The organism is Ruegeria sp. AI2, assembly GCF_056541275.1.
Genome location: NZ_JBQFYB010000017.1, coordinates 17,482 through 40,073, shown reverse-complemented (window position 1 = coordinate 40,073; position 22,592 = coordinate 17,482). Strand labels below are relative to the sequence as shown.

At 58.8% G+C, this 22,592-nt stretch carries 22 protein-coding genes; 5 read left to right on the top strand and 17 right to left on the bottom strand.

The window, feature by feature from the left end; genetic code table 11:
* Positions 1-98: 98 nt before the first annotated feature.
* The 6 genes from secE to ACR0LL_RS19135 form a co-directional block, all read right to left on the bottom strand.
* Positions 99-296 (bottom strand): preprotein translocase subunit SecE, encoded by a 198-nt coding sequence (gene secE / locus ACR0LL_RS19160; RefSeq protein WP_170427365.1) that lies wholly within the window; start codon positions 294-296, stop codon positions 99-101.
* 99 nt (positions 297-395) lie between these two features.
* Positions 396-554 (bottom strand): cbb3-type cytochrome oxidase assembly protein CcoS, encoded by a 159-nt coding sequence (gene ccoS, locus ACR0LL_RS19155; RefSeq protein WP_480588761.1) that lies wholly within the window; start codon positions 552-554, stop codon positions 396-398.
* Between the two features lie 5 nt (positions 555-559).
* Positions 560-2,737 carry a heavy metal translocating P-type ATPase gene (locus ACR0LL_RS19150; protein ID WP_480588760.1) on the bottom strand — a complete coding sequence of 726 codons (2,178 nt, stop codon included), beginning with the start codon at positions 2,735-2,737 and terminating at the stop codon, positions 560-562.
* 3 nt (positions 2,738-2,740) lie between these two features.
* Positions 2,741-3,199: a FixH family protein gene (locus ACR0LL_RS19145; RefSeq protein WP_209507766.1), complete on the bottom strand. Its 459-nt coding sequence runs from the start codon at positions 3,197-3,199 to the stop codon at positions 2,741-2,743.
* Positions 3,200-3,201: 2 nt separating this feature from the next.
* A complete protein-coding gene (gene ccoG, locus ACR0LL_RS19140) occupies positions 3,202-4,629 on the bottom strand; it encodes a cytochrome c oxidase accessory protein CcoG (protein ID WP_480588759.1) in 1,428 nt (475 codons plus the stop codon).
* A 102-nt stretch (positions 4,630-4,731) separates the two neighbouring features.
* Positions 4,732-5,607: a LysR family transcriptional regulator gene (locus tag ACR0LL_RS19135; RefSeq protein ID WP_480588758.1), complete on the bottom strand. Its 876-nt coding sequence runs from the start codon at positions 5,605-5,607 to the stop codon at positions 4,732-4,734.
* A gap of 100 nt (positions 5,608-5,707) precedes the next feature.
* On the opposite strand from ACR0LL_RS19135, the gene ACR0LL_RS19130 reads away from it, so the two are divergent.
* Positions 5,708-5,866 (top strand): hypothetical protein, encoded by a 159-nt coding sequence (locus ACR0LL_RS19130; protein WP_480488890.1) that lies wholly within the window; start codon positions 5,708-5,710, stop codon positions 5,864-5,866.
* A gap of 152 nt (positions 5,867-6,018) precedes the next feature.
* Here ACR0LL_RS19130 and ccoP read toward each other — a convergent pair whose 3' ends face one another.
* Genes ccoP through ccoN form a run of 4 tightly spaced genes read right to left on the bottom strand, consistent with a single transcriptional unit; the run spans position 6,019 to position 9,429 of the window.
* Positions 6,019-6,882 carry a cytochrome-c oxidase, cbb3-type subunit III gene (ccoP, locus tag ACR0LL_RS19125; protein ID WP_480484689.1) on the bottom strand — a complete coding sequence of 288 codons (864 nt, stop codon included), beginning with the start codon at positions 6,880-6,882 and terminating at the stop codon, positions 6,019-6,021.
* On the bottom strand, positions 6,879-7,064 hold the full coding sequence (locus ACR0LL_RS19120; RefSeq protein WP_267363526.1) for a cbb3-type cytochrome c oxidase subunit 3: 186 nt from the start codon (positions 7,062-7,064) through the stop codon (positions 6,879-6,881). The genes ccoP and ACR0LL_RS19120 overlap by 4 nt, the downstream gene beginning before the upstream one ends.
* Positions 7,065-7,076: 12 nt before the next feature.
* Positions 7,077-7,805: a cytochrome-c oxidase, cbb3-type subunit II gene (gene ccoO / locus ACR0LL_RS19115; protein WP_267363527.1), complete on the bottom strand. Its 729-nt coding sequence runs from the start codon at positions 7,803-7,805 to the stop codon at positions 7,077-7,079.
* Positions 7,806-7,821: 16 nt separating this feature from the next.
* Entirely contained in the window at positions 7,822-9,429 is a 1,608-nt protein-coding gene (ccoN, locus tag ACR0LL_RS19110; protein WP_480508578.1) for a cytochrome-c oxidase, cbb3-type subunit I, read from the bottom strand.
* A gap of 201 nt (positions 9,430-9,630) precedes the next feature.
* On the opposite strand from ccoN, the gene ACR0LL_RS19105 reads away from it, so the two are divergent.
* Positions 9,631-10,470 (top strand): universal stress protein, encoded by an 840-nt coding sequence (locus ACR0LL_RS19105; protein ID WP_480588757.1) that lies wholly within the window; start codon positions 9,631-9,633, stop codon positions 10,468-10,470.
* Between the two features lie 40 nt (positions 10,471-10,510).
* Here the strand turns inward: ACR0LL_RS19105 and ACR0LL_RS19100 are convergent, their stop codons facing one another.
* A complete protein-coding gene (locus tag ACR0LL_RS19100; protein ID WP_209507747.1) occupies positions 10,511-10,765 on the bottom strand; it encodes a GlsB/YeaQ/YmgE family stress response membrane protein in 255 nt (84 codons plus the stop codon).
* Positions 10,766-10,838: 73 nt separating this feature from the next.
* On the bottom strand, positions 10,839-11,582 hold the full coding sequence (gene fnrL, locus ACR0LL_RS19095; RefSeq protein ID WP_480588756.1) for a transcriptional regulator FnrL: 744 nt from the start codon (positions 11,580-11,582) through the stop codon (positions 10,839-10,841).
* Positions 11,583-11,643: 61 nt separating this feature from the next.
* On the opposite strand from fnrL, the gene hemN reads away from it, so the two are divergent.
* Together hemN and ACR0LL_RS19085 are read left to right on the top strand one after the other, a co-directional pair.
* The gene (gene hemN / locus ACR0LL_RS19090) at positions 11,644-12,999 is read left to right on the top strand and encodes an oxygen-independent coproporphyrinogen III oxidase (protein WP_480588755.1); all 1,356 of its coding nucleotides are present in this window, start codon (positions 11,644-11,646) and stop codon (positions 12,997-12,999) included.
* A gap of 213 nt (positions 13,000-13,212) precedes the next feature.
* On the top strand, positions 13,213-15,141 hold the full coding sequence (locus tag ACR0LL_RS19085) for an elongation factor G (protein WP_480538849.1): 1,929 nt from the start codon (positions 13,213-13,215) through the stop codon (positions 15,139-15,141).
* A 24-nt stretch (positions 15,142-15,165) separates the two neighbouring features.
* On the opposite strand, the gene ACR0LL_RS19080 is transcribed toward ACR0LL_RS19085, so the two are convergent.
* The 5 genes from ACR0LL_RS19080 to ACR0LL_RS19060 all read right to left on the bottom strand — a co-directional run bounded on the left by ACR0LL_RS19080 (position 15,166) and on the right by ACR0LL_RS19060 (position 21,530).
* A complete protein-coding gene (locus ACR0LL_RS19080) occupies positions 15,166-16,743 on the bottom strand; it encodes an ABC transporter ATP-binding protein (RefSeq protein WP_480588754.1) in 1,578 nt (525 codons plus the stop codon).
* Positions 16,740-17,846 carry an ABC transporter permease gene (locus ACR0LL_RS19075; protein WP_267363535.1) on the bottom strand — a complete coding sequence of 369 codons (1,107 nt, stop codon included), beginning with the start codon at positions 17,844-17,846 and terminating at the stop codon, positions 16,740-16,742. The genes ACR0LL_RS19080 and ACR0LL_RS19075 overlap by 4 nt, the downstream gene beginning before the upstream one ends.
* On the bottom strand, positions 17,847-18,941 hold the full coding sequence (locus ACR0LL_RS19070) for a microcin C ABC transporter permease YejB (RefSeq protein WP_209507735.1): 1,095 nt from the start codon (positions 18,939-18,941) through the stop codon (positions 17,847-17,849).
* 1 nt (position 18,942) lies between these two features.
* Entirely contained in the window at positions 18,943-20,847 is a 1,905-nt protein-coding gene (locus ACR0LL_RS19065; protein WP_480588753.1) for an extracellular solute-binding protein, read from the bottom strand.
* Between the two features lie 170 nt (positions 20,848-21,017).
* Complete coding sequence (locus ACR0LL_RS19060; RefSeq protein ID WP_267363544.1) at positions 21,018-21,530, bottom strand: c-type cytochrome; 513 nt, start codon at positions 21,528-21,530, stop codon at positions 21,018-21,020.
* A 120-nt stretch (positions 21,531-21,650) separates the two neighbouring features.
* On the opposite strand from ACR0LL_RS19060, the gene ACR0LL_RS19055 reads away from it, so the two are divergent.
* The gene (locus ACR0LL_RS19055; protein WP_267363539.1) at positions 21,651-22,484 is read left to right on the top strand and encodes a prephenate dehydratase; all 834 of its coding nucleotides are present in this window, start codon (positions 21,651-21,653) and stop codon (positions 22,482-22,484) included.
* The last annotated feature ends 108 nt before the right edge of the window (positions 22,485-22,592 follow it).

Below are 22,592 nucleotides of genomic sequence, written 5' to 3'. Positions count from 1 at the left end.
GACCCGAATCGCCACACGCCCATTCCGAATATGCGTCACCTACTCTGACATCGCGCGAGGTGCAAGGGGCAGTCGTATTTGCCCCCGCCTGAACCGGCTTAGCCGAAAGCGCCCAGAATCAGCTGAAGGCCGCCCCGGATACCCAGATCAACCAAAGCAAAAAACACAGCTGTCAGCGCCGCCATGATGAAGACCATGACCGTGGTCAACAGCACTTCGCGCCGGGTCGGCCAGACGACCTTGGAAACTTCGGCACGGACTTGCTGAATGAACTGGATCGGGTTGGTGGTGGCCATTTGGCGTGTTCTCTCTGCTTGCGGATGGGCCGGACATAGCCGGGCATTGCGGCAATTTCAAGGGCGCTTGGATGAACTCAGCGCTTATCGGGCGATTGGTCAGGGTTTGGGTTTGTCGTCCCACTCGTCATTCAGGATGCGGCGCGCGTCGCCATCGGGGTCTTCGTACTGATTGGAACGAACGGTATAGATAAAGGCGGCCAGACCAACGCCCCCCAGAAACAGGGAAATCGGGATCAGATAGGCAAGCACTTCCATCAGGGTTACCTCAGCCGCAATGCGTTCAGCGATACGGTAATCGACGAGGTCGACATCGCCAAGGCCGCGATCAGCGGTGTCGCCAGTCCGATCACGGCCAGCGGAACGGCAATCACGTTGTAAACGGTTGCGATCTGGAAGTTCTCGCGGATGCGACGGGTGGCCTTGATGGCCGTATCGCAGGCATCCGCAATGGGCAGAAGGTCATTGCCCAGAAGCACGATGTCCGAGGCAACCCGCGCCGCATCCAGCGCCGAGGCCGGAGAGATCGACACATGTGCCGCCGCCAAAGCAGCCGTATCGTTCAGGCCGTCCCCCACCATCAGAACTTTGCGGCCCTGGTCCCTGAGGTCCTGAATGCGCTGTGCCTTGTCCTGCGGCAAAGCCTCGGCGACCCAATCCGTTATTCCCAGCTTCTCGGCCAATGCGCGCACGGCACCTTTCGAATCCCCCGAGATCAACAGCACATGCTTGCCCGACGCGCGCAACGCTTCCACCGCCTCGTCCGCGCCCGGGCGCAACGCGTCCGAGAAGCGGAACGCCAAGGGCGCATCGTCGCCAATTGCAAGCCAGGCGGACGTTTCCGCGCCCTGCTGTGCGCCAACCCATGCGGCCCGGCCCAAACGAACGCGTTGACCGCGGTATTCCCCTTGGGTGCCGTATCCCGGCACTTCGGTTATCTCCCGTACATTTGCAGGTTTGATCCCGGCCTGTCGCGCGGCCTTTGCCAATGACACGGACAAGGGATGCGCAGAGGCCTCGGCCAGGGCCAGAGCAACCTCGACCTTTGCGCGGGCGTGATCGCCAAGATTGACCAGTTCCGGCGCCCCCGAGGTCAGTGTGCCCGTCTTGTCGAAAACCACGGTGTCGGTCTCGGACAACCGTTCGAGCGCGGTTGCGTGCTTGATCAGCATACCCTTGCGGAACAACCGGCCCGAGGCAGCGGTGGTCACTGCTGGAACAGCCAGACCCAAGGCGCAGGGACAGGTGATGATCAGAACCGCTGCGGCAATGTTCAGAGCGGTGCGCAAATCGCCCGAATAGATGTACCACCCCACAAAGCTGAGCGCCGAAAGGATGTGGACACCGGGCGCATAAAGCTTGGCGGCCTTGTCGGCCAGCGAGGTATAGCGGGACCGCCCCGATTCAGCGATGGCCACCAGATCCGCCATCCGGTGCAGCGACGTATCCTGCCCCACTGCTGTGGCGCGCAGGGTCAGCGGACCTGTCAGGTTGACCTCGCCCGCGCTGACCAACTGGCCGGCTTCGGCAAACACCGGCAGGGTTTCCCCCGTCAACAGCGAACGGTCCAGTTCGGACTGACCAGACACGATCTGACCGTCCACCGGCATTCGGCCACCGGGGCGCACAAGGATCAGATCACCGACCTTCAGATCGGCCACCGCAACTTCGGCCTCCACCCCGTCCACGATGCGGATCGCGCGCGGCACTTCCAAAGCGGTGAGCTCTTCTGCGGCGGATCGGGCTGCAGCGCGGGTGCGGTAGTCCAGATACCGGCCCGCCAGCAGGAAGAATGTCAGGGTCAGCGCGGCATCGAAATAAGCGTGCTCTCCGCTCAGTGCGGTCTCCCACAGGGAGGTGACCAGCGCCAGCAGGATCGCCAGCGTGATCGGCACATCCATGTTCAGCCGCCGCACCCGCAGGGCGCTCCAGGCGTTGGCAAAGAACGGTTGAGCCGAGAAGGCAATGGCAGGCAGCGCGATTGCAGCGGAAATCCAGTGGAACATGTCGCGCGTCGCGTCTGTTGCGCCGGACCAGACCGACACCGACAACAGCATCACGTTCATGGATGCGAACCCGGCGACGGCCAGTCGCATCAGCAGGTCACGCCCCGCCTTGTCCGCCTGTGTTGCCGACAAAGCGCCGGGGTCAAGCTCGTGCGCTTCGAAACCTGCCCGTTCAAGCACCGGGATCAGATCGGCCGCGCGGGTTTCCGGCGCGGCTTTGATCATCGCCCGTTTCAAAGTCAGGTTGACCCGCGCGTCTTCGACACCGGGATGGGCGTTCAGTTCACGTTCGACCGTCGCGATACAGGCCGAGCAGTGGATGCCCGGCAGGGACAAGGCAATCTGCACATCTTCCGGAATCGGGCGCGCGGGTTCTGCTGGTGCTGCCAGACACCCCGGACAGGCCGCCGTACCGGATGAAAGCTGCGCAGTCATCGGCTACCCTTTCACGTACAGCGGAACCCGCTGCGAAAACTCGGCGCCACTGCCGTCACGCGCGACCAACCGGATATTCCAGTTGCCCTTGCCCAGCGTGGCAGGTGTGGCATAGGCCGCGCCGTCAAAGGTGAAATCCGGTGCAAAATCGTCCCGCACATGGGTTGCGCGGCCAACCACCGCCTGCAATTCGCTGACCTGAACCGGTGCACCGGTCGCGTCCGTAATATGCAGGATCAGAAGGCCACCTTTGGTTTCTGCCCGAACCGTCCAGCCCAATGCCTGCTGCTCTTTCAGGCGATCATTGAACTCCTGGCTGGCAACGTAGGAATTCTTGACCTCCAGTCCCGGAAACGTTTTCACCGCATTATAAGCCAGCACGAGGTTCACCGCGATGATCACGCCAAAGGCACCGACAAACACCGCCAGAGCGTGCTTTCCGGTGAATTTACGTTCGGCCATGATCAGTTCCCCCGTCCGTTGAACGTAGTGTCTTTGTAAGCGCGTTCGCCGCTGCTGAGGTCTTCGACCCAGATCCGCACTGGTGTCGCTTCTGCTGCCGCCGGACCGCTGTCACGGGATGCCACGATATATACACGGGTCAATTGTGCCGTATCCGCCGTGACATTCACAGTATCGATCTTGGTTCCCTCAATTTCCAGTCGCATCGACGGATCGCCCGCCAGAGACAACTTGAACAGGCGGTCCTCGCCGTGCTTGTTGCGCAGTCTGACATCATAGGTGTTCCGAATGGTGCCGTCTGACAGGGTGACAAAGGTCGGGTTGCGCACGGGCGCTACGGTCAGATCGATGTCAGAGCGAATGAACAGGGCGAACAGCAGCGCAACCCCCACCAGTGACCACAACGAGGTGTACAGGATCGTGCGGGGCCGGAAGATGTGTTTCCAGACATTCTTGGGCGGTTGGCCTGAGCGTTCGCGTGGCTCGTCGCTGAGCGCCATATAGTCGATCAGCCCGCGCGGTTTGCCGATCTTGGCCATCATGTCATCACACGCGTCGATACACAGGGCACAGGTGATACATTCAAGCTGCTGACCATCCCGGATATCGATCCCAACGGGGCAGACATTCACGCAGGCCATGCAGTCGATGCAATCCCCCAACTCGGAATCGGCTGTTCGCTTGCCTTTGCCGCGCGGCTCGCCGCGCCATTCGCGGTATCCCACGACCAGCGTGTCTTCATCCATCATCGCGGCCTGAATGCGCGGCCAAGGACACGCGTAGATACAAATCTGTTCGCGGGCGAACCCGCCAAAAAAGAAGGTCGTGCCGGTCAGAACCAGCATCGTCGTGTAAGCGACGGGATGCGCGTTACCCGTCACAAGATCGCGGAGCAGCGTCGGCGCATCCGCAAAATAGAACACCCAGGCACCGCCGGTGGCCAGACCGATCAGGAACCAGGTTACCCATTTCGTCACCCGGAGCCGTGCCTTGCGGAAATCCAGCTTTTCCTGACGATGCAGGCGCAGACGGGCGTTCCTGTCGCCTTCGATCCAGCGCTCGACCAGAATGAAAAGGTCAGTCCAGACCGTTTGCGGGCAGGCATACCCGCACCAGACCCGCCCCAGCGCAGAAGTAAACAGAAACAGACCCAGCCCCGCCATGATCAGCAGGCCCGCCACGAAATAGAACTCGTGCGGCCAGATTTCGATCCAGAAGAAATAGAAGCGCCGGTTTGCCAGATCCAGCAGCACGGCCTGATCCGGCAGGCTGGGGCCACGATCCCATCTGATCCAGGGCGTTACATAGTAAATGCCCAGTGTCACGATGAGGATGATCCATTTCAGGTTTCGAAATGGCCCAGAAACGCGTCTCGGAAAGATCGGTTCTCGTGCGGCGTATAGGCTGGGGGTGGGGTTGGAATCGCTCACAGGCTGGCTCCGGTACTGGCTCTTCTGAGTGTGTGTTCTTCCAGATCACGTGCATAGCAACTTTGACATGGGTCAAAACGCGCATCGTACAGACACCTTTTATCACATTTCCCGTGCCTGACGCCTCAACCACGTCACAAATGTCTTTACTGCGGGTCTAAGTGCCGAATTTGGCGTCACAATATGGTAACCGCGCGTATCCGGCTCTGCATAAAGCTCAACGATGCGACCCGCCTTGATGTCCGGCTCGACGAAATGTCGCACTGTGACAGTGACCCCCTGCCCGGCCCTCAGTCCGTCCAGTACCAGGTTTCCCGGCAACTCGGTGCGCCCGGCGCCGCGTTCAGGACCGGCACCGTGTTCGGCCAGCCAGGTCGTCGCCTCGGTAGTGCCGATTTCCTCAAGCCAAGGCAGCTGGGCCAGCTCGGTCGGAGTCCATGATGTCTTTTCCCCCAGCAGTTTCGGGGCGGCGACGATGACCACGGGCGACTGCAACAGCATTTCCGATTGCACACCGGTCCAACCGCCGGGGCCGTACCGAATGGCAATATCGATCCCACCCGGTCGCAATTCGACAATTTCCGCAGTAGGATCGAGGATCAGGTTCACCTCGGGGTGGGTTTCGCGAAAGGCCGGTAGGCGCGGCATCAGCCATGAGGCTGCAAAAGAAGATGTCAGCGACACGTGGACCGGGCGATCCTGACCAGACCGCGCCAAATCCCCCACTGCCGCCTCGATCGCGCCAAACCCCAGTTGCAGGGCTCGGGCCAGGTGTTCACCATCGGCGGTCAGGGTCATGGCTTTGCCGGTTCGATCCAGCAAGGCAGCACCCAGATGTTTCTCAAGTACGCGCAACTGCTGGCTAATTGCCGCATGGCTTACGTTTAGCGCAGCACCAGCTTCGACCACATTGCGCTTTTCAGAAAATGCCGCAAACGCCCTCAGCGCGGCCAACGGGGGAAGCGACAACCAATTCATATGTAACCCTGACTTACACTATGGAATGGTATTTGAGTCGCATTCCGCACCTCAAAGGTCAATCTTTATTGCAGAGATACCCGTGCAGAGGAGACCAACCATGCTGACTGTTTTTGCCAGATCTTTCATGACCGCAACCCGGATCAATGCGCCGCATATTCGCGATGCGCCAAAGCCGGGTCGCCACAAACGCCGTTGGCTGCCGGAAGGTCATTGGTGGATTAAAAACCCGCGCGAGGTGGATCCGAGCAACTTTTGACGCAAGGAACAGTAAACCTGAATCTGGACCACAGGTTTAAGTGGCCTTATTGTGGGAAAAAAGCACCGGCTGTTCAGGAAACGCGCGAACAGATGGAACAGCCGGTGCCCCAGCCTTCGGGCGGCGAACCGCCCGAAGGTGTTCTTTATATCTTACTGACCGCCGCCCAACTGGTGGACATAGGCAGATACGGCGCGAATCTGCGCCTCGGTCAGGCGGGTATCCCAGTTCGGCATGACGCCAAAGCGGCTGTAAGTTACGGTTTCCGTCAGCGTTTCTTCGCTGCCACCGTAAAGCCAGATCGCGTCGGTCAGGTTCGGCGCACCCTGGAAGATATCGCCTGTGCCATCCTCGCCGTGACAGGCCGCGCAATTGTCTTCGAAGACAACTTTGCCTGCCTGCGCTGCCGCATCGTCGGTCTGGGCATTGCTCAGCGACATGACGTACTGGACCACCTGCGTGATTTCGTCGTGTTCGAGGATTTCGCCAAAGGCCGGCATCTCGGAATAGCGCGCATCGTCGCTTTCTTCGTTCCGGACACCGTAGCTGACGGTGTAGACGATGTCGTCCAGCGTTCCGCCCCACAGCCAGGCATCATCCAGCAGGTTCGGGAAACCCGGCGCACCCTGCGCACCCGAACCATGGCATTGTGCGCACCAGGTCCGGAACACCGCACCGCCCGAGTTCACGGCATATTGCTGAAGCTCTGCATCCTTAGAGATGTCTTCCAGCGAAGTTTCCACCAGCTTGGCGTTCCAGGGCGCGTTTGCCTCTTCGAAAGCAACCATGTCCTGCTGTACGTTTTCTCGGGTTGACCATCCCAGCACACCGGCTGTCGCGCCATGGACCAGGGGCCAGGCCGGAAACATGATCGTATAGATCACGCCCCAGAAGATGGTGGCGTAGAAGGTCCATAGCCACCAACGCGGCATGGGGTTGTCGAATTCCTCGATCCCGTCCCAGCTGTGCCCGGTTGTATTAGGATCGCCCGGCTGTTTATCAGGTGTCTTGCTCATTGCCGCGCCTCCTTGGGTGTGGCGGGTTTGTCTTGGTGCCGGAAGGGGATGTTGGCGGTGTCCTTGTATTCCTTGCTGGCACCGGGGCGGAAAACCCAGATCACGATGCCAACGAAGAAGACAAACAACACAAGCAGCATCCAGCTATCCGCGAACTGTCGAAGAAGTGTGTATTCTTCCATCACACCCTCCTGTTAACGGCTTGCATCCGGGGTAAAGGTCGAGAAATCGACCAGCGTACCCAGCATTTGCAGATAGGCGATCAGCGCATCGGCTTCGGTCAGTTCAGGCTGACCATCGAAGTTGCGCACGTTAACCTTGTCACCGTACCGCTCGAGCAGACCGTCGTAGTCACTGTCAGGATCGGCCTGCGCGCTGAAATCGGCAACCGCGTTTTCCAGCATCTCCTCGGTATATGGGGTGCCGACAACCGCATTGGTCGCCATGATGTCACCGATATACTTGCCGTCGATCTTGCGATGTTCGAGGAAGCCGTATTTCGGCATCACCGATTCAGGCACCACAGACTGCGGGTTGCGCAGGTGGTCCATCTGCCACTGATCTGAATAGCGGCCACCGACACGCGCCAGATCAGGTCCGGTACGCTTTGATCCCCACTGGAACGGGTGGTCATACATCGATTCAGCCGCCAGCGAGTAGTGGCCATAGCGCTCGACCTCGTCCCGCATCGGGCGGATCATCTGGCTGTGACAGACATAGCAGCCTTCGCGGATGTAAATCTCACGTCCTGCCATTTCGAGAGGGGTGTAAGGGCGCATGCCCTCCACCTTCTCGATGGTGTTCTCAAGATAGAACAGCGGGGTGATCTGCACCAGGCCACCGATGGTCACGACCAGAAAGCTGAAGATCAGCAGGAGGGTCGCGTTGGTCTCGAGGATCTTATGTTTGTCGAGAATTGCCATTGCTCCGGCCCTCCCTCTATTCAGCCGGGACCGCGACGGTCAGGCTGGCCTCTTTGGCCGGCGCTTTCCGCACAGTCATCCACAGGTTGTAGCACATGATCACGGCGCCAGCGACGAACATCACGCCACCCAGAGCACGCACCACATACATCGGGAACTTGGCGGCCACGGTGTCAGCGAACGAGTTCACCAGGAAGCCGTTTGCATCCACTTCACGCCACATCAGGCCTTCCATGATACCGGTGACCCACATCGACGCGGCATAAAGCACGATGCCGATCGTGGCGAGCCAGAAGTGCCAGCTGACCATTTGCAGCGAGTACAGACGCTCGCGCTTCCACAGGACAGGCACCAGGAAGTACAGCGCGCCAAAGGTAATCATGCCGTTCCAGCCCAGCGCGCCCGAATGCACGTGACCAATGGTCCAGTCGGTGTAGTGGCTGAGGCTGTTCACAGCACGGATCGACATCATCGGACCTTCAAAGGTGGACATGCCGTAGAAGCCGACCGAGATGACCATCATGCGGATGATCGGATCGGTACGCAGCTTGTCCCAGGCCCCCGACAGGGTCATCAGACCGTTGATCATACCACCCCAGGACGGCATCCACAGGATCACCGAGAACACCATGCCCAGCGTCGACGCCCAGTCTGGCAGCGCGGTATAGTGCAGGTGGTGTGGACCGGCCCAGATATACAGGAAAATCAGCGCCCAGAAGTGGATGATCGACAGCTTGTAGGAAAACACCGGACGTTCGGCCTGTTTCGGGATGAAATAGTACATCATGCCCAGGAAGCCCGCGGTCAGGAAGAAGCCCACAGCGTTGTGGCCATACCACCACTGGATCATGGCATCCTGCACGCCTGACCAGACGATGACCGATTTCGAACCCCAGATGCTGACCGGGATGGTCATGTTGTTGACCAGATGCAGCATGGCGACGGTGACGATAAAGGCCAGATAGAACCAGTTGGCCACATAGATGTGGGGTTCCTTCCGCTTGATGATCGTACCCAGGTAGACAGCCAGATAGGCGACCCAAACAATGGTCAGCCACAGATCGACATACCATTCTGGTTCAGCATATTCCTTGGACTGCGTTCCGCCCAGCACATAGCCGGTTGCGGCCAGCACGATGAACAGCTGATAGCCCCAGAACACGAACCACGCGAGGTTTCCGCCCCAAAGCCGCGCCGCGCTGGTACGCTGAACCACGTAGAACGAGGTTGCGATCAATGCGTTACCGCCAAAGGCAAAAATGACTGCCGAGGTGTGCAACGGACGCAAACGACCAAAGTTCAGATAACCCTGCGCCCATTCGAAGTTCAGTACCGGAAACGCCAGCTGAAACGCGATAAAGGTCCCGGCGAGGAACCCGATCACGCCCCAGAAGGCAGTTGCGATCACGCCATAGCGGATCACGCCATCCATGTATTCGCCCGAGCGGTCGATCTGAATATCTGGCTCGTCAGTGTTTCGAAGCGTCCAGATGAACAGGCCACCGGCGATGAGCATCACCAGCAGCGCATGTACCTGATACGCCAAATCGCGTGCATAATTGGTTCCGATCGCTGCAAACAGCGCGATCAGACCAAGCACGATCAGCTTGATGTAATTCGACATATTGCGTCCCTTTGCCATGCTCCGCGCGCTTTTGATTCTTATGACGCGCGAAACCCATTTGACTGGCTGCCGTTCTGAAGCACGGCCACCCTCATTGCTTTGATCTGTATCAAGACAGTCCAGCGTTTTCTATGACACGCATGGTAGTAGAAAAGGGCTAACAGGTCACATGAGACCAATTGCCCGAAACATGAGGTCAAAATGGCGTACAAATCTCTTCTCACAGTCATGACCGAAACGCAGACTGCACAGGCTGCTCTGGCGCAGATTGTGGCCCTGGCCGAGTCTCAGGATGCCCATGCCGAAGTCCTGTGTCTGGGTGTCGATCGCAGTCAGACAGGTTATTATTATGCAGGTGCCAATGCGTTGATCGTTCAGGAAACGCTGAACCGGGCCAATGCCGAGGCACAGGATTTGCTGGCCTTTGCCAATGACTATCTCGGCAAATCCGGCGTGCGTTGGTCCGCCGAACACGGCGTTGCGCAAATTGCCGATATCGGGCGCCACGTCGCGCACCGGGCCCGGTTTTCCGACCTTGTGATCCTGCCGCATCCGTATGGTGAAGGTCGCGGGGCCGAGGCCGAACCCATTATCGAAGCGGCCATGTTCGAAGGACATTGCCCGGTTCTTGTGGTTCCCGACAGCGGCGCGCCATTGAAAGCGCCGGGCAACATCATGATCGCCTGGAACGAAAGCGTCGAGGCCATGTGCGCCATCCGGCGGGCCCTGCCCTTCCTCAAACAGGCTGAGATCGTCCGTATTGTGGTTATCGACCCGCCACAGCATGGGCCGGACCGGTCAGACCCGGGTGGGATGCTGTCCCAGATGCTGGCCCGTCATGGTGTCAAATGCGAGATCGACGTGCTCAGCAAGACCATGACCCGAGTCTCGGATATCCTTAATCGCCACGCGACGGATACCGAATCGGACATGATCGTGATGGGCGCTTATGGCCATTCCCGCTTTCGCGAAGCCATTCTGGGAGGGGCGACCCGGAACATGCTGGAACAATCCTCGGTTCCGGTGTTCCTGGCGCACTGATCCAATCAAGTTAAAAAGCCGCCTCGACAGGCGGCTTTTTTCACCCCCGGCGGATGAGGCCGATCAGGAACAACAGGATCACAGCCCCAATTGTCGCGAAAAGGATCGACGACAGCAGGCCCCCTCCAACGGAAAAACCAAGCGCCGGAAAGATCATGCCCGACAGGAACGCGCCTACGATGCCGACGATGATGTTGCCGATCAGGCCGAACCCACGGCCTTCCATGATCTTTCCCGACAGCCATCCGGCGATTGCGCCAATGAACAGCATTGCCAACAGACTGCTGAACCCCATGCCACACTCCTATGTTAGTACGTGAACCGACCGGCTGGTCGCGGTAAGCGAATTCTGCCGAACGAAAGTCTGGTCAGACCAGAAACCCGCCATCGGAATCGTCGCCTGCTTCTTCCATGAGCCGCCCAAGATCGGGGATGGTCACGTGACGTTTGCCTTCCAGTAATATCAAACCGTCCTTTTTCAGAGCTGAAACCTGGCGGCTGACCGTCTCAAGCGTAAGTCCCAGATAATCCGCCATGGCTTCTCGGGTCAGGGGCAGATCGAACACGATCGGTCCCGACAGGCCCTTTTGACCAATCGACGCATCCCGCCGGGCAATGATCGAAATCAGGCTGGCAATCTTTTCGCGCGCTGTCTTGCGACCCAGAACCAGCATCCATTCGCGGGCGGCGTCAAGCTCGTCCAATGTCATCTGCAGCAGGCGATGCGCGATGTGAGGCGTTTCGTCCATCAGCTCTTCGAATGGTTTCTTGCGGAAACAGCACATCACGACATCCGTTGTCGCCTGCACATCGTAAGGCGCAACGTCGCGCCCCGGGCGACCGACGAAATCGCTGGGCAGAAGCAGACCGACCATCTGGGTGCGCCCGTCTTCCATGGTTTGCGTCAGCGATGCGATTCCCGATACGACCGAGCCGACGAAGTTCATCTGGTCGCCCGACCAGATGATGGTCTGACCCGCTTCGAAACTGCGGTAATATTTAATGCCGTCAAGCGCTTCCAGCTCGTCCGCGTCACAGCGGGCACAGACCGCGCGATGTCGTATCGGGCAGTCTGTGCAATTGGAGTGATCGAACTGTGCTTTTATTGTCATCTGCGTTTCCACTTGATCTCCGTCAAAGCACCTAAGTCGCCTGCCCCCTAAGGGTATCGTCATGATAGTGAAACCACAATTGGCAAAGCTTGGACTTTTTGACGCGAAAGTACCGCGTTACACAAGCTATCCCACAGCGCCCCATTTCAACAATGACGTGGGGGCAGACATGTTTGGCGACTGGATTTCGGGAATCAAACCCGGCAGCGCCATATCCCTTTATATCCACGTCCCGTTCTGCCGCAGGCTGTGCTGGTTTTGCGCCTGCAGAACGCAAGGCACACAAACCGACAATCCGGTGATTGCCTATGTGGATGTTCTGAAAGCCGAGCTGGACCTGCTGGCGGCGCGCCTGCCCGCGGGTGTGGTTCTGTCGCGCCTGCACTGGGGCGGCGGTACGCCAACGTTGCTGAATGCCCAGCTGATGCGCGATCTGGCACAGCACATTCTGGGGATCGTCCCCATGGGGCCGGATGCCGAATTCTCGGTTGAAATCGATCCGAACGAGATTGACGAGGCACGTCTGGATGCGCTGGCAGAGGCAGGCATGAACCGTGCCTCGATCGGGGTGCAGGATTTCGACGATGAAATCCAGAAAACCATTGGCCGCATTCAAAGCTACGATACCACGCGCGACGCTATCGACATGATCCGCGCACGTGGCATTGCCAGCCTGAACGCGGACATCCTTTACGGGCTGCCGCATCAGACCAAAGCCCGGATGACGGAAAGCGTGCAGAAGCTTTTGTCGCTCAGCCCGGATCGCGTGGCGCTTTATGGGTATGCCCATGTGCCGTGGATGGCCAAACGGCAGCAACTGATCCCGTCGGACGCACTGCCAACGCCCGAACAACGGCTGGAACTGTTCGACACCGCCCGCCGCCTGTTCCTGTGGGACAACTACGCCGAGATCGGCATTGACCATTTTGCCACGCAGGATGACGGGCTGACCCATGCCCTGCGCGCGGGTCGTCTGAAGCGGAACTTCCAGGGTTATACCGACGATCAGGCCGATGTTCTGATCGGTGTCGGGGCCAGCTCGATCTCGCGCTTTCCACAAGGCTATGCGCAGAATGCCCCGGCTACGTCTGCTCATACCAAGGCCATTCGCAACGGGCAGTTCTCGACATCCCGCGGGCACCTGTTCAAAGGTCAGGACATTCTGCGCGCCCGTCTGATCGAAGCATTGATGTGCGATTTCCGGATCGATTCGTCTGAAATCCTGCGCGATCACGATATCTCGGCCGCAGCGCTGAACGAGATGTATCGTGCCGCCAACGCCTCATTCGACGGGCTGCTGCAAATCAGCGAGGAAGGGCTGTTCATTCCCCCCGAGGCGCGCGCGCTGACCCGGATGGTTGCCCGCAGCTTTGACGCATACGACCTCAGCAAAGCCGGGCACAGTTCGGCGATCTGACCTCTCTTTTTGCGGGCAACATTCAGCCCGTGAAGCACAAAACACATCGGGGGCTTGACGCACGCCTGCGGTTTTTCCCACACTCAAGCTGTGGGGTGATGTTTCGCCCTGCGGCCTGAGGCGGGCAAATTACAGACAGTCCTAGCTGACGCAACTGCGTCGGACGGCCCTTTTCGTGCAGCCATTCTGCAACCTGAAAGAGGGACAACACTCATGCGCGTATTCACCGTCCTCGGGCCCAGCCAGTCGGGCAAATCTACCCTGGTCGAGGCCATCAGCCGCCTCGACGGGCGCCCGACCACATTCGATGTTTCCGGAACCGTGCACTTGCACGGTTTTTCTTACCTGGACGAGCCCTGGTGCGCGGTCGACGTGGATGGGGGTGGCGATTCCCTCGCGTATGTCGGGCCTGCCATGGCAATCTCGGACGCTGCCGTTATCGTGGTACCGCCCGATCCAAATGCCGCCGTGCTGTGCGCGCCTTATCTTCGGTTGGTGGAAGAGGCGGGCATTCCCTGTTTTCTGTTCATCAACCGCATGGACAACCCCAATGGCCGCATCCGCGACATCATCGCGGCGCTGCAAACCTATTGCACGCACCATATCGCCCTGCGTCAGGTCCCGATCCGCGAGGGGGACACGATCATCGGCGCGGTCGATCTGATCTCGGAGCGGGCGTGGAAGTATCAGGAGGGCCAGCCATCGGCCCTGATAGAGCTGCCCAAATCTGTCGAGGATCGCGAGCAGGAAGCCCGGACCGAGTTGCTTGAAACACTTTCCGATTTCGATGATCACCTGCTGGAACAGCTGATCGAAGACAAACAGCCCCCAAGCGATGAGGTTTATGAGCTGGCCGCTCAGGTTCTACAGAATCATCAGTTGATCCCCGCCTGCCTGGGCGCCGCAAGCCACGGCAACGGGCTGACGCGCCTGATGAAAGCGCTGCGTCATGAGGCCCCAGAGTTTGATATCGCGGCCGGACGGGACGAGGCCGCCGAAAGTGCCCGTGCCATCGCTGGATTTGCGGATGTCAAAAAGCATATCGGAAAGATCATCGTTCTGCGCGGCCTTGGGGACGGGGTAAAAGCGCATGAGGCGTTGGGCGGTGAAACCGTCGGCAACCTGACAACACTGGACGCCAAGACCCAGATCGCCACGCTGGAGGCCGGGCAGATCGGACTGGCGGTCAAATCCGATCACCTCAACCCCGGATACATTTATGACAGTTCCTCCGCGACGGAACTGCCGGAATGGGCGTCGTCTCATCCGGTTGCGCATCGTCAGGTCGTCTCGCCCGCGCATGAGCGGGACGATGTGCGCCTGTCAAACGCCCTGAGCCGTCTGGCCGAAATCGATCCGGGCCTGCACCTGCAACAGGATGAGATGAGCGGCCATTCGATCCTCGGCTCGCAAGGTCCGCAGCATATGCGCCGCGTGACCGCCAAGCTGGCCGAGGATTTCGGGATCGAGATCGAGGCGGAACAGGTGGAAACCGCCTATCGCGAAACCATTCGCACAACGGTTGAGCATCGCCATCGCCATCGCAAACAGTCCGGCGGCGCGGGGCAATTTGCAGATGTGGTGATTTCGGTCGCGCCTTTGCCGCGCGGATCGGGGTTCCAGTTCGATGAGGTGGTCAAGGGCGGTGCCGTTCCCAAGAACTACATCCCGTCTGTGGAACACGGAGCCAAGGACGCATTGGAACAAGGCCCCGAAGGCTTTCCCGTAGTTGATGTCAAAGTGACCCTGAGCGATGGCAAACACCACAATGTGGACAGTTCGGATTATGCCTTCCGGACCGCAGGCAAGAACGCGGTGCGCGAGGCATTGCCACAGGCCAAACCTGTCGTCCTGCAACCGATCCTGAGCGCCGAGATACACCTGCCCTCGGCTTTTGTGGGCGATCTCGTACCAACGATCAGCACCCTTCAGGGGCAGGTTCTGGGATTTGAGGGCAACCCGAATGCAACGGGCTGGGAGATATTCAATGCCCAATTGCCCGCCGTTGCCGAGGACGAGCTGCACCGAACCCTTGCCAGCGCCACGCGCGGGACCGGGTGGGTCAAGCTGAGCTTTGATCACTACGAGGAACTGCGCGGGCCTGTGCCCCAGTCATCGGCGCGGGAAAAGGCCAGCGCCTGACGCGCGACACCGGGCGGGCTGTTCTCAGCCCGCCGCTGCGATCAATTCGCGGGTATAGTCGGTCTGGGCATTTTCGAACAAATCCTCGGCCGCGCCCATTTCGACCACATCGCCGTTGCGCATGACAATCACGTTATGCGACATGGCCCGGACCACTTTCAGATCATGGCTGATGAACAGATAGGCCAGCCCGTATTTCTGTTGCAGATTGCGCAACAGATCGACGATCTGAACCTGAACGGTCATATCCAGCGCGCTGGTCGGCTCGTCCAGAACCAGCAGTTTGGGCCGCAAAACCATCGCGCGGGCAATGGCGATGCGCTGACGCTGACCGCCGGAAAACTCGTGCGGGTATCGATCCATCGTCGCCGGATCAAGCCCCACTTCGGTCATCACCTCGGCCACAAGTTCACGCGGTGCGCGGTCCGGGTCGACTTTGTGAATGGCCAGACCTTCCGCAATGATCTGCTGACAGGTCATCCGCGGGCTGAGGCTGCCAAACGGGTCCTGAAACACGATCTGCATGTCCTTGCGCAACCGGCGCAGTTCCCGCGTGGACCATTTGCGCACGTCCTGATCGCGAAAGGTGATGCCACCCTCGGACGCGATCAGCCGCATCATGGCCAGTGCCAGTGTGGTCTTGCCCGACCCGCTTTCGCCAACAATCCCCAACGTCTCACCCGCGCGCACGCTGAGGGTCGCGTCGTTCACCGCTTTCACATATCCAACCGTACGCTTCAGAAACCCGCGCTGGATCGGGAACCAGACCTTAAGGTGGTCGGTGCGTGCGACCTCTTCCGCATCTGAGGCAACGGGTTCAGGCTGACCCGACGGTTCTGCCGCCAGTAGTTTGCGGGTATAGGGGTGCTGCGGGTTTTCGAATATCTCGGCCGTCACGCCGGTTTCGACAATCTCGCCGTCTTTCATCACACAGACCCGGTCGGCGATGCGGCGCACAATGCCCAGATCATGGGTGATAAACAGCATCCCCATGTTTTCCGATTTCTGCAATTCAGCCAGCAGCTCGAGGATCTGCGCCTGAATGGTCACATCCAGTGCCGTTGTCGGCTCATCCGCGATCAGGATGTCCGGTTTGTTGGCAAGGGCCATGGCGATCATCACCCGCTGCCGCTGACCGCCCGACAACTGATGCGGATAGCTGTCCAGCCGGTCTTGAGGATCGCGGATACCGACCTTGGTCAGCAATTCGACAATCCTGTCCCGTGCCACATCACCAGCCACACCCTGATGCAGGGCCAGCGATTCAGCCATCTGTTTCTGGATCGTGTGCAAAGGGTTCAGCGATGTCATCGGCTCTTGAAAGATAAAGCTGATGTCGTTGCCCCGCACATCCATCAGACGCTGTTCCGAGGCGCCAATCATCTCTTGCCCGTCATAGGTGACCGAGCCTTCGACCAACGCGCTGTCGCCCAGCAGGGAAACGGTCGATAACGCCGTCACGGATTTTCCTGATCCGGATTCACCCACCAGCGCGACGGTTTCACCGCGGTCCACGGTGAAGGACACGCCTTTGACCGCCGCGTTGATCTGCCCATCCTGACGGAACGAGACCTTGAGGTTTTTCACATCCAGCAAGCTCATGAGAAGGTCTTTCTGGGATCAAACGCATCGCGCACGCCTTCGAATATGAAGACCAGCAGCGACAGCATGATGGCAAAGGTGAAGAAGGCGGTGAAGGCCAGCCACGGGGCCTGCAGGTTCTGCTTGGCCTGCAAGGTCAGCTCTCCCAGCGAGGGGGCCGAGGATGGCAGGCCAAAGCCCAGATAATCCAGCGAAGCCAGCCCGCCGATGGTTCCGGTGACGATGAACGGCATGAAGGTCAGCGTGGCCACCATCGCATTGGGCAGCATATGGCGGAACATGATCGTCATGTTGCCCACGCCCAGCGCCCGCGCGGCGCGCACATATTCAAGGTTCCGCGCCCGCAGGAACTCGGCGCGCACCACGCCAACCAGCCCGGTCCAGCTGAACAGGATCATCAGCGCGACCAACAACCAGAAACTTCGCCCCAGCACCGCAAACATGATGATGATGACATAAAGCGACGGGGTTGCGGACCAGATCTCGATGATCCGCTGAAAGATCAGGTCCAGCCACCCACCAAAGAACCCTTGTATGGCGCCCGCGAAAATCCCGATAAGGCTTGCCGCGCCCGTCACAAGCAGCGTGAACAGGATCGAAAGGCGAAAGCCGTAAATCACGCGGGCCAGCACGTCGCGCTTGGTATCATCGGTACCCAGCAGGTTCTGGCCGTTGGGCGGCAGGGGCGCCGCGCCGGGCCGGTCCACCGAGGTATTGAAGGAATAGGGGATCAACGGCCAGAGCGACCAGCCGCGTTCAAAACCCTCGGCCTGGAATGTACCGGCGTCGATCTGTTCGATGATGCCTTCGGGATCGTCGAAACAGTCTTCCAATCCACCGCTGTCGATAAGGCACTGAACCTCGGGGTCGCGATAGATCGCTTCGGTCTGGAAATCACCGCCAAATTCGGTTTCGGCATAGAAGTTGAAAACCGGCGTAAAGTACTCTCCCCGATACTTTACAAGGATGGGTTTGTCGTTGGCGATGAACTCGGCAAACAACGACAGGCCGAACAATACCGCGAAGATGATCAGCGACCAGAAGGCCCGTCTGTTGCGGCGGAAGTTGCTCCAGCGGCGCTGGTTTAGCGGGGACAAAGCCATTTACCCCTCCCGCTTTTCGAAATCGATGCGCGGGTCGACCAGCACATACATCAGGTCGCTGATGATGCCAACGACCAGCCCCATCAGACCGAAGATGAACAGCGTGCCGAAGATCACCGGGTAATCGCGGGCCACGGCGGCCTCGAACCCCAATCGGCCCAGACCATCCAGCGAGAAGATCGTCTCGATGATGATCGACCCGCCAAAAAACACCCCGATGAACACGGCCGGGAACCCTGCAATCACGATCAGCATCGCGTTGCGGAAGACATGACCATAGAGAACCTTGCGCTCGCTCAGCCCTTTGGCACGGGCGGTCATGACATACTGTTTCTTGATCTCATCCAGAAACGAGTTCTTGGTCAGCAGGGTCAGCGTCGCAAAGGCAGATATCGTCAGCGCAATCGTCGGCAGTGCTATGTGCCAGAAATAATCCGTGATCTTGCCAAAGAAACTCAGGCTATCCCAATTGTCCGACGTCAGGCCGCGCAGCGGGAAGATTTGCCAGTATGACCCGCCAGCAAAAAGCACCAGCAGCAGGATCGCAAACAGAAAGCCCGGAATAGCATAGGCCACAATAATCGCCCCGCTTGTCCAGGTATCGAATTGCGATCCATCCTTGACCGCCTTTCGAATACCCAGCGGGATCGAGACCAGATAGGCAATCAGGGTCGACCACAGCCCCAGCGAGATCGAGACCGGCATCTTTTCTAGCACCAGGTCGATCACACTGATCGAGCGGAAATAACTCTCGCCGAAATCAAACGTCAGATAGTTGCCCATCATGATCAGGAACCGTTCAAGCGGGGGCTTGTCGAAGCCGAATTCTTTTTCCAGCTCAGCAATAAACTCGGGCGGAAGGCCGCGTGCGCCGACATATTTGTCGTCGAAGACACCGCCCGCCGGTTCGGAACCCGCTCCGGCGTCGCCCCCACCGGCGAACCCGGCGAATACGTCACCCTGACCTTCGATTTGCGCGATGATCTGTTCGACCGGCCCGCCAGGTACGAACTGGACCAGCGTGAAGTTGACGATCATAATACCCAGAAGGGTCGGAATGATCAGCAATAAGCGTCTTAGTATATAGGCGCCCATGTTATCGCAGCGCGCCTTTCGCTTTCAACGCAGCCTGTTTTTCCGGATTGATCCACCACAGATCCAGATAACCCAGCGAATAGGGCGGCAGGTTTTCCGGGTATTCGTACATATCGTAATATGCTGTCCAGAATTCTGCGATGTACCCCACAGGGATTACGAAAAACTCGTACCGCAAGGCGCGATCCAAAGCCATCAACGCCGTGTCCTGATCGGCCTGATTGTCAGTCTCAAAGGACGCCTCGATGATCGCGTCGACCAAGGGGCTGGCCAGACCTGCCGGATTGAACAGGCTAAAGGCCGCTTCTTCCGATCCGTACATCTGGCTCAGACCGCCCCCGGTAGACAAGAACGATCCGTAGCGCGTGGAATAGACCATGTCATAATCCCGCTCGCGGCTGCGCAACGTGTATTGCGCCGGATCCACTTTCTCGGTCGAGGCATCAACCCCGATGGATTGCAGGTTCTGGACAAAGGTTTCGATCATCGTTGCAGTCGAGGTCGGCAGATTTGAAGGATATGGAATATTCACCTTCAAAGTCTGCCCTTCGGCATTGCGACGAATATTGCCTTCGCCGACGGACCAGCCTGCCTCATCCAATATCCTGGCAGCTTTGCGCAGGTTCTTTCGGTCATTCAGGCGTGCAGGGTTTGATTCGTGCGCCACAACAGCGGGTTCCGTCAGGACATCTTCTGGAACAACGTCGCCCAACGCCTGCAGGAATGCCAGCTCCGCCCCTTCGGGCAGGCCTTGCGCCTCGATCGGGGTTCCTTGCGTGAAAGAATTCCGCGGCGTGTTCAGGCCGAACAACAATGACTCGTTCGTCCATTCGAAATTGAAGGCCAGGGCCAGGGCCTTGCGGACATTCTTGTCGGCAAATTGCGGCTTTCCAAGGTTGAAGACAAAGCCCGAAGGTGTCGGCGGGCTGCCATCCGCGATCTCATCCCGAATAACTGTGCCTTCATCCAGCTTTGGGAAATCATACCCGGTCGCCCAAAGCTTGGGATCACTTTCGATCCGGAATGTGTATTCACCCGCCTTGAAACCCTCGAACGCTGCCGTTTGATCGGCGAAATACTCAACCCGGATTGTATCAAAGTTGTTGCGCCCGACATTGAAAGGCAGGTCCTTGCCCCAATAATCGTCCCGGCGTTTGTAAACGATGCGGCGATTGATGTCGTAGCTGTCGAGCTTGTAGGGGCCAGAGCCTACCGCCACTTCCAGCCGCGGTTCATCCAGCCGCCGTGTCTCATCCGCCTCGAACCATGCTTTTGAGAAAACAGGAGTTGAGCCGACGGTTTCGATCAGGCTGCGACGCGTGACTTCGGGGTTGAAGGTAAATTTTACGGTATGGTCATCCAACGCCTCGGCTCCTGTCACCATACGGCCAACGGCCTGCGCATAAGACGGCAGGCCCTGTTCGATGAACAAACGGTGGCTGTAGACAACATCTTCCGCCGTGACCGGCGTGCCATCCCAAAAAGTTGCTTCGGGGCGCAAATGGAAAATGACGAAATTGCGCCCTTCGTCATATTCCAGACTTTCCGCAACTACGCCGTAATACTGCCCGACACTGTCTTCGGCACTTTCAAACAGGCGATCATATTGCAATGTGGTCAGCGCACCGGCGCGCCCTTTGCGTGAATAGGGGTTGAGGGAATCGAACGTTCCCGACGCTGCTAACGAAAGTTCCCCACCTTTGGGGGCATCGGGATTCACATAATTCAGATGCGCATAGTCTTCCGGGTAATCCAGATTTCCGAAATACGAATACCCGTGACTGCGGGTGACCCCCTCATCCAGCGCCTGGGCTGTATGCGGAGCAATCAGCGCGGCACAGAGCCCCAAAATGCCAACCCATGGCCTTACCTCAAGATCACGTGCAGCAGGCATCAGGGAAATCATGTGGCTCATCCTCTCGGTCATTGTCACCGTCAATGTCGTAACCGCTAGCTAAAGTGCCAGCACGTGCAGATTCAAGTTTAGAATGCGTGAGCACTTTGTGAAGGTTTCTTCAGACAAAAAAGCCGCTGCGTTGCGGCAGCGGCTTTGAATGGGTCTGATCCCTCAGGCAATCAGTTGCCGATTGTCTGCAGATAGGCAATCACGTCGGCGCGATCTTGCGGCTTTTTCAGGCCGGCAAAGCTCATCGATGTGCCCGAGATATAGTTGCCGGGCTTGGTCAGGAAAGCATCCAGTGCTTCGGGTGTCCAGTTGCCGCCATGCGCCTGCATACCGGCCGAGTACCCGGTGAAGCCGTTGGCGGAGGCGACGGGGCGATTAACCACACCGTACAGGTAAGGGCCGGTGCCGTTTGCACCGTCTTCCAGCTTGTGGCACGCGGTGCATTTGCGGAACACTTTTGCGCCGCTCTCGACGTCTGCGGCGGCCAGCAGGTCTTCAAAGACCACTTCTTCGCCGTTCGCGCTTTCACCCGAGCTTTCGGTTTCGATAATGTAGGCGGCCTCAGCCGAGCCATGGCCACCGGAAGAATAGAGGACATCCGCCCCCCACTTGGCCAGAAGCAGCACCAGGAATGTGCCGAACAGGCCTGCGGCGGCCTTGGTTACTGTCATCGTGTCGAACATTGATCGCGAGTCCATTTCAGCTGTCTGGGCAGCTGTCTAAGGCTTCCCCTTGCGAGAGGCAAGGTATAGACACCGCGACGAAACGACCAAATCGCGAACTTGTTGCATGGAATCGACCAAATGACCAATCGCATTGCTTTTCAGGGGGAACCCGGCGCCTACAGTCATGAGGCCTGCCGCAACGCTCGGCCAGATATGGAAGCCCTGCCCTGCCGCACTTTCGAGGATGTGATCGAATCGGTCCGCTCGGGTGCTGCGGATCTGGCAATGCTTCCGGTCGAGAACACGACCTATGGGCGGGTGGCCGATATTCACCGGCTGCTACCCCACAGCGGGCTGCATATCATCGATGAGGCCTTTGTCCGGGTTCATATCAACCTTCTTGCCGTGCCGGGTGCAAAACTGGAAGACATAACCGAGGCGCATTCGCATCTGGTACTGCTGCCGCAATGTGCGGGTTTCCTGAAGGAACACGGCATTCGCGGCCGCGTCAGCCCCGATAACGCCCGCGCCGCCCGCGAAGTGGCCGAGGAAGGCAATCCGCATTCAGCCGCGCTGGCCAGCGAGCTGGCCGGTGAGATCTATAACCTGAACGTTCTGGCCCGCCATATCGAGGATAATGACGACAACACGACCCGCTTTCTTGTCATGTCGCGCGAAACGGATTTGTCCCGCCGGGGCGATCACGGGATGATCACCAGCTTTGTGTTTCAGGTGCGCAACATCCCTGCCGCGCTTTACAAAGCGATGGGCGGGTTTGCCACCAACGGGATCAACATGACCAAGCTCGAAAGCTATATGGTCGACGGCTCCTTCACCGCGACGCAGTTTTACGCGGATATTGTCGGGCATCCCGAAGACCGCAACGTGCAGCTGGCCATGGACGAGCTTGAGCATTTCACGACAAATGTCGAGGTTCTGGGCGTCTATCCGGCAGCACATCCGCGTGGATAATCACGGTTCGCGACGGCATTCCTTTGGGTTTGTTTCGTTGTTGCCCGTTTTTTCGAAGCTGTTTGGCAATGCCGGTGGCCCGTTCACTCTTCGCGCCGCTACGCCTGG

What these genes read in the sequence shown, in the direction of transcription:
- secE (WP_170427365.1), bottom strand. Translation starts at nt 296, where the DNA reads ATGGCCACCACCAACCCGATCCAGTTCATTCAGCAAGTCCGTGCCGAA.
- ccoS (WP_480588761.1), bottom strand. Translation starts at nt 554, where the DNA reads ATGGAAGTGCTTGCCTATCTGATCCCGATTTCCCTGTTTCTGGGGGGC.
- ACR0LL_RS19150 (WP_480588760.1), bottom strand. Translation starts at nt 2,737, where the DNA reads ATGACTGCGCAGCTTTCATCCGGTACGGCGGCCTGTCCGGGGTGTCTG.
- ACR0LL_RS19145 (WP_209507766.1), bottom strand. Translation starts at nt 3,199, where the DNA reads ATGGCCGAACGTAAATTCACCGGAAAGCACGCTCTGGCGGTGTTTGTC.
- ACR0LL_RS19135 (WP_480588758.1), bottom strand. Translation starts at nt 5,607, where the DNA reads ATGAATTGGTTGTCGCTTCCCCCGTTGGCCGCGCTGAGGGCGTTTGCG.
- ACR0LL_RS19130 (WP_480488890.1), top strand. Translation starts at nt 5,708, where the DNA reads ATGCTGACTGTTTTTGCCAGATCTTTCATGACCGCAACCCGGATCAAT.
- ccoP (WP_480484689.1), bottom strand. Translation starts at nt 6,882, where the DNA reads ATGAGCAAGACACCTGATAAACAGCCGGGCGATCCTAATACAACCGGG.
- ACR0LL_RS19120 (WP_267363526.1), bottom strand. Translation starts at nt 7,064, where the DNA reads ATGGAAGAATACACACTTCTTCGACAGTTCGCGGATAGCTGGATGCTG.
- ccoO (WP_267363527.1), bottom strand. Translation starts at nt 7,805, where the DNA reads ATGGCAATTCTCGACAAACATAAGATCCTCGAGACCAACGCGACCCTC.
- ccoN (WP_480508578.1), bottom strand. Translation starts at nt 9,429, where the DNA reads ATGTCGAATTACATCAAGCTGATCGTGCTTGGTCTGATCGCGCTGTTT.
- ACR0LL_RS19105 (WP_480588757.1), top strand. Translation starts at nt 9,631, where the DNA reads ATGGCGTACAAATCTCTTCTCACAGTCATGACCGAAACGCAGACTGCA.
- ACR0LL_RS19100 (WP_209507747.1), bottom strand. Translation starts at nt 10,765, where the DNA reads ATGGGGTTCAGCAGTCTGTTGGCAATGCTGTTCATTGGCGCAATCGCC.
- fnrL (WP_480588756.1), bottom strand. Translation starts at nt 11,582, where the DNA reads ATGACAATAAAAGCACAGTTCGATCACTCCAATTGCACAGACTGCCCG.
- hemN (WP_480588755.1), top strand. Translation starts at nt 11,644, where the DNA reads ATGATAGTGAAACCACAATTGGCAAAGCTTGGACTTTTTGACGCGAAA.
- ACR0LL_RS19085 (WP_480538849.1), top strand. Translation starts at nt 13,213, where the DNA reads ATGCGCGTATTCACCGTCCTCGGGCCCAGCCAGTCGGGCAAATCTACC.
- ACR0LL_RS19080 (WP_480588754.1), bottom strand. Translation starts at nt 16,743, where the DNA reads ATGAGCTTGCTGGATGTGAAAAACCTCAAGGTCTCGTTCCGTCAGGAT.
- ACR0LL_RS19075 (WP_267363535.1), bottom strand. Translation starts at nt 17,846, where the DNA reads ATGGCTTTGTCCCCGCTAAACCAGCGCCGCTGGAGCAACTTCCGCCGC.
- ACR0LL_RS19070 (WP_209507735.1), bottom strand. Translation starts at nt 18,941, where the DNA reads ATGGGCGCCTATATACTAAGACGCTTATTGCTGATCATTCCGACCCTT.
- ACR0LL_RS19065 (WP_480588753.1), bottom strand. Translation starts at nt 20,847, where the DNA reads ATGATTTCCCTGATGCCTGCTGCACGTGATCTTGAGGTAAGGCCATGG.
- ACR0LL_RS19060 (WP_267363544.1), bottom strand. Translation starts at nt 21,530, where the DNA reads ATGTTCGACACGATGACAGTAACCAAGGCCGCCGCAGGCCTGTTCGGC.
- ACR0LL_RS19055 (WP_267363539.1), top strand. Translation starts at nt 21,651, where the DNA reads ATGACCAATCGCATTGCTTTTCAGGGGGAACCCGGCGCCTACAGTCAT.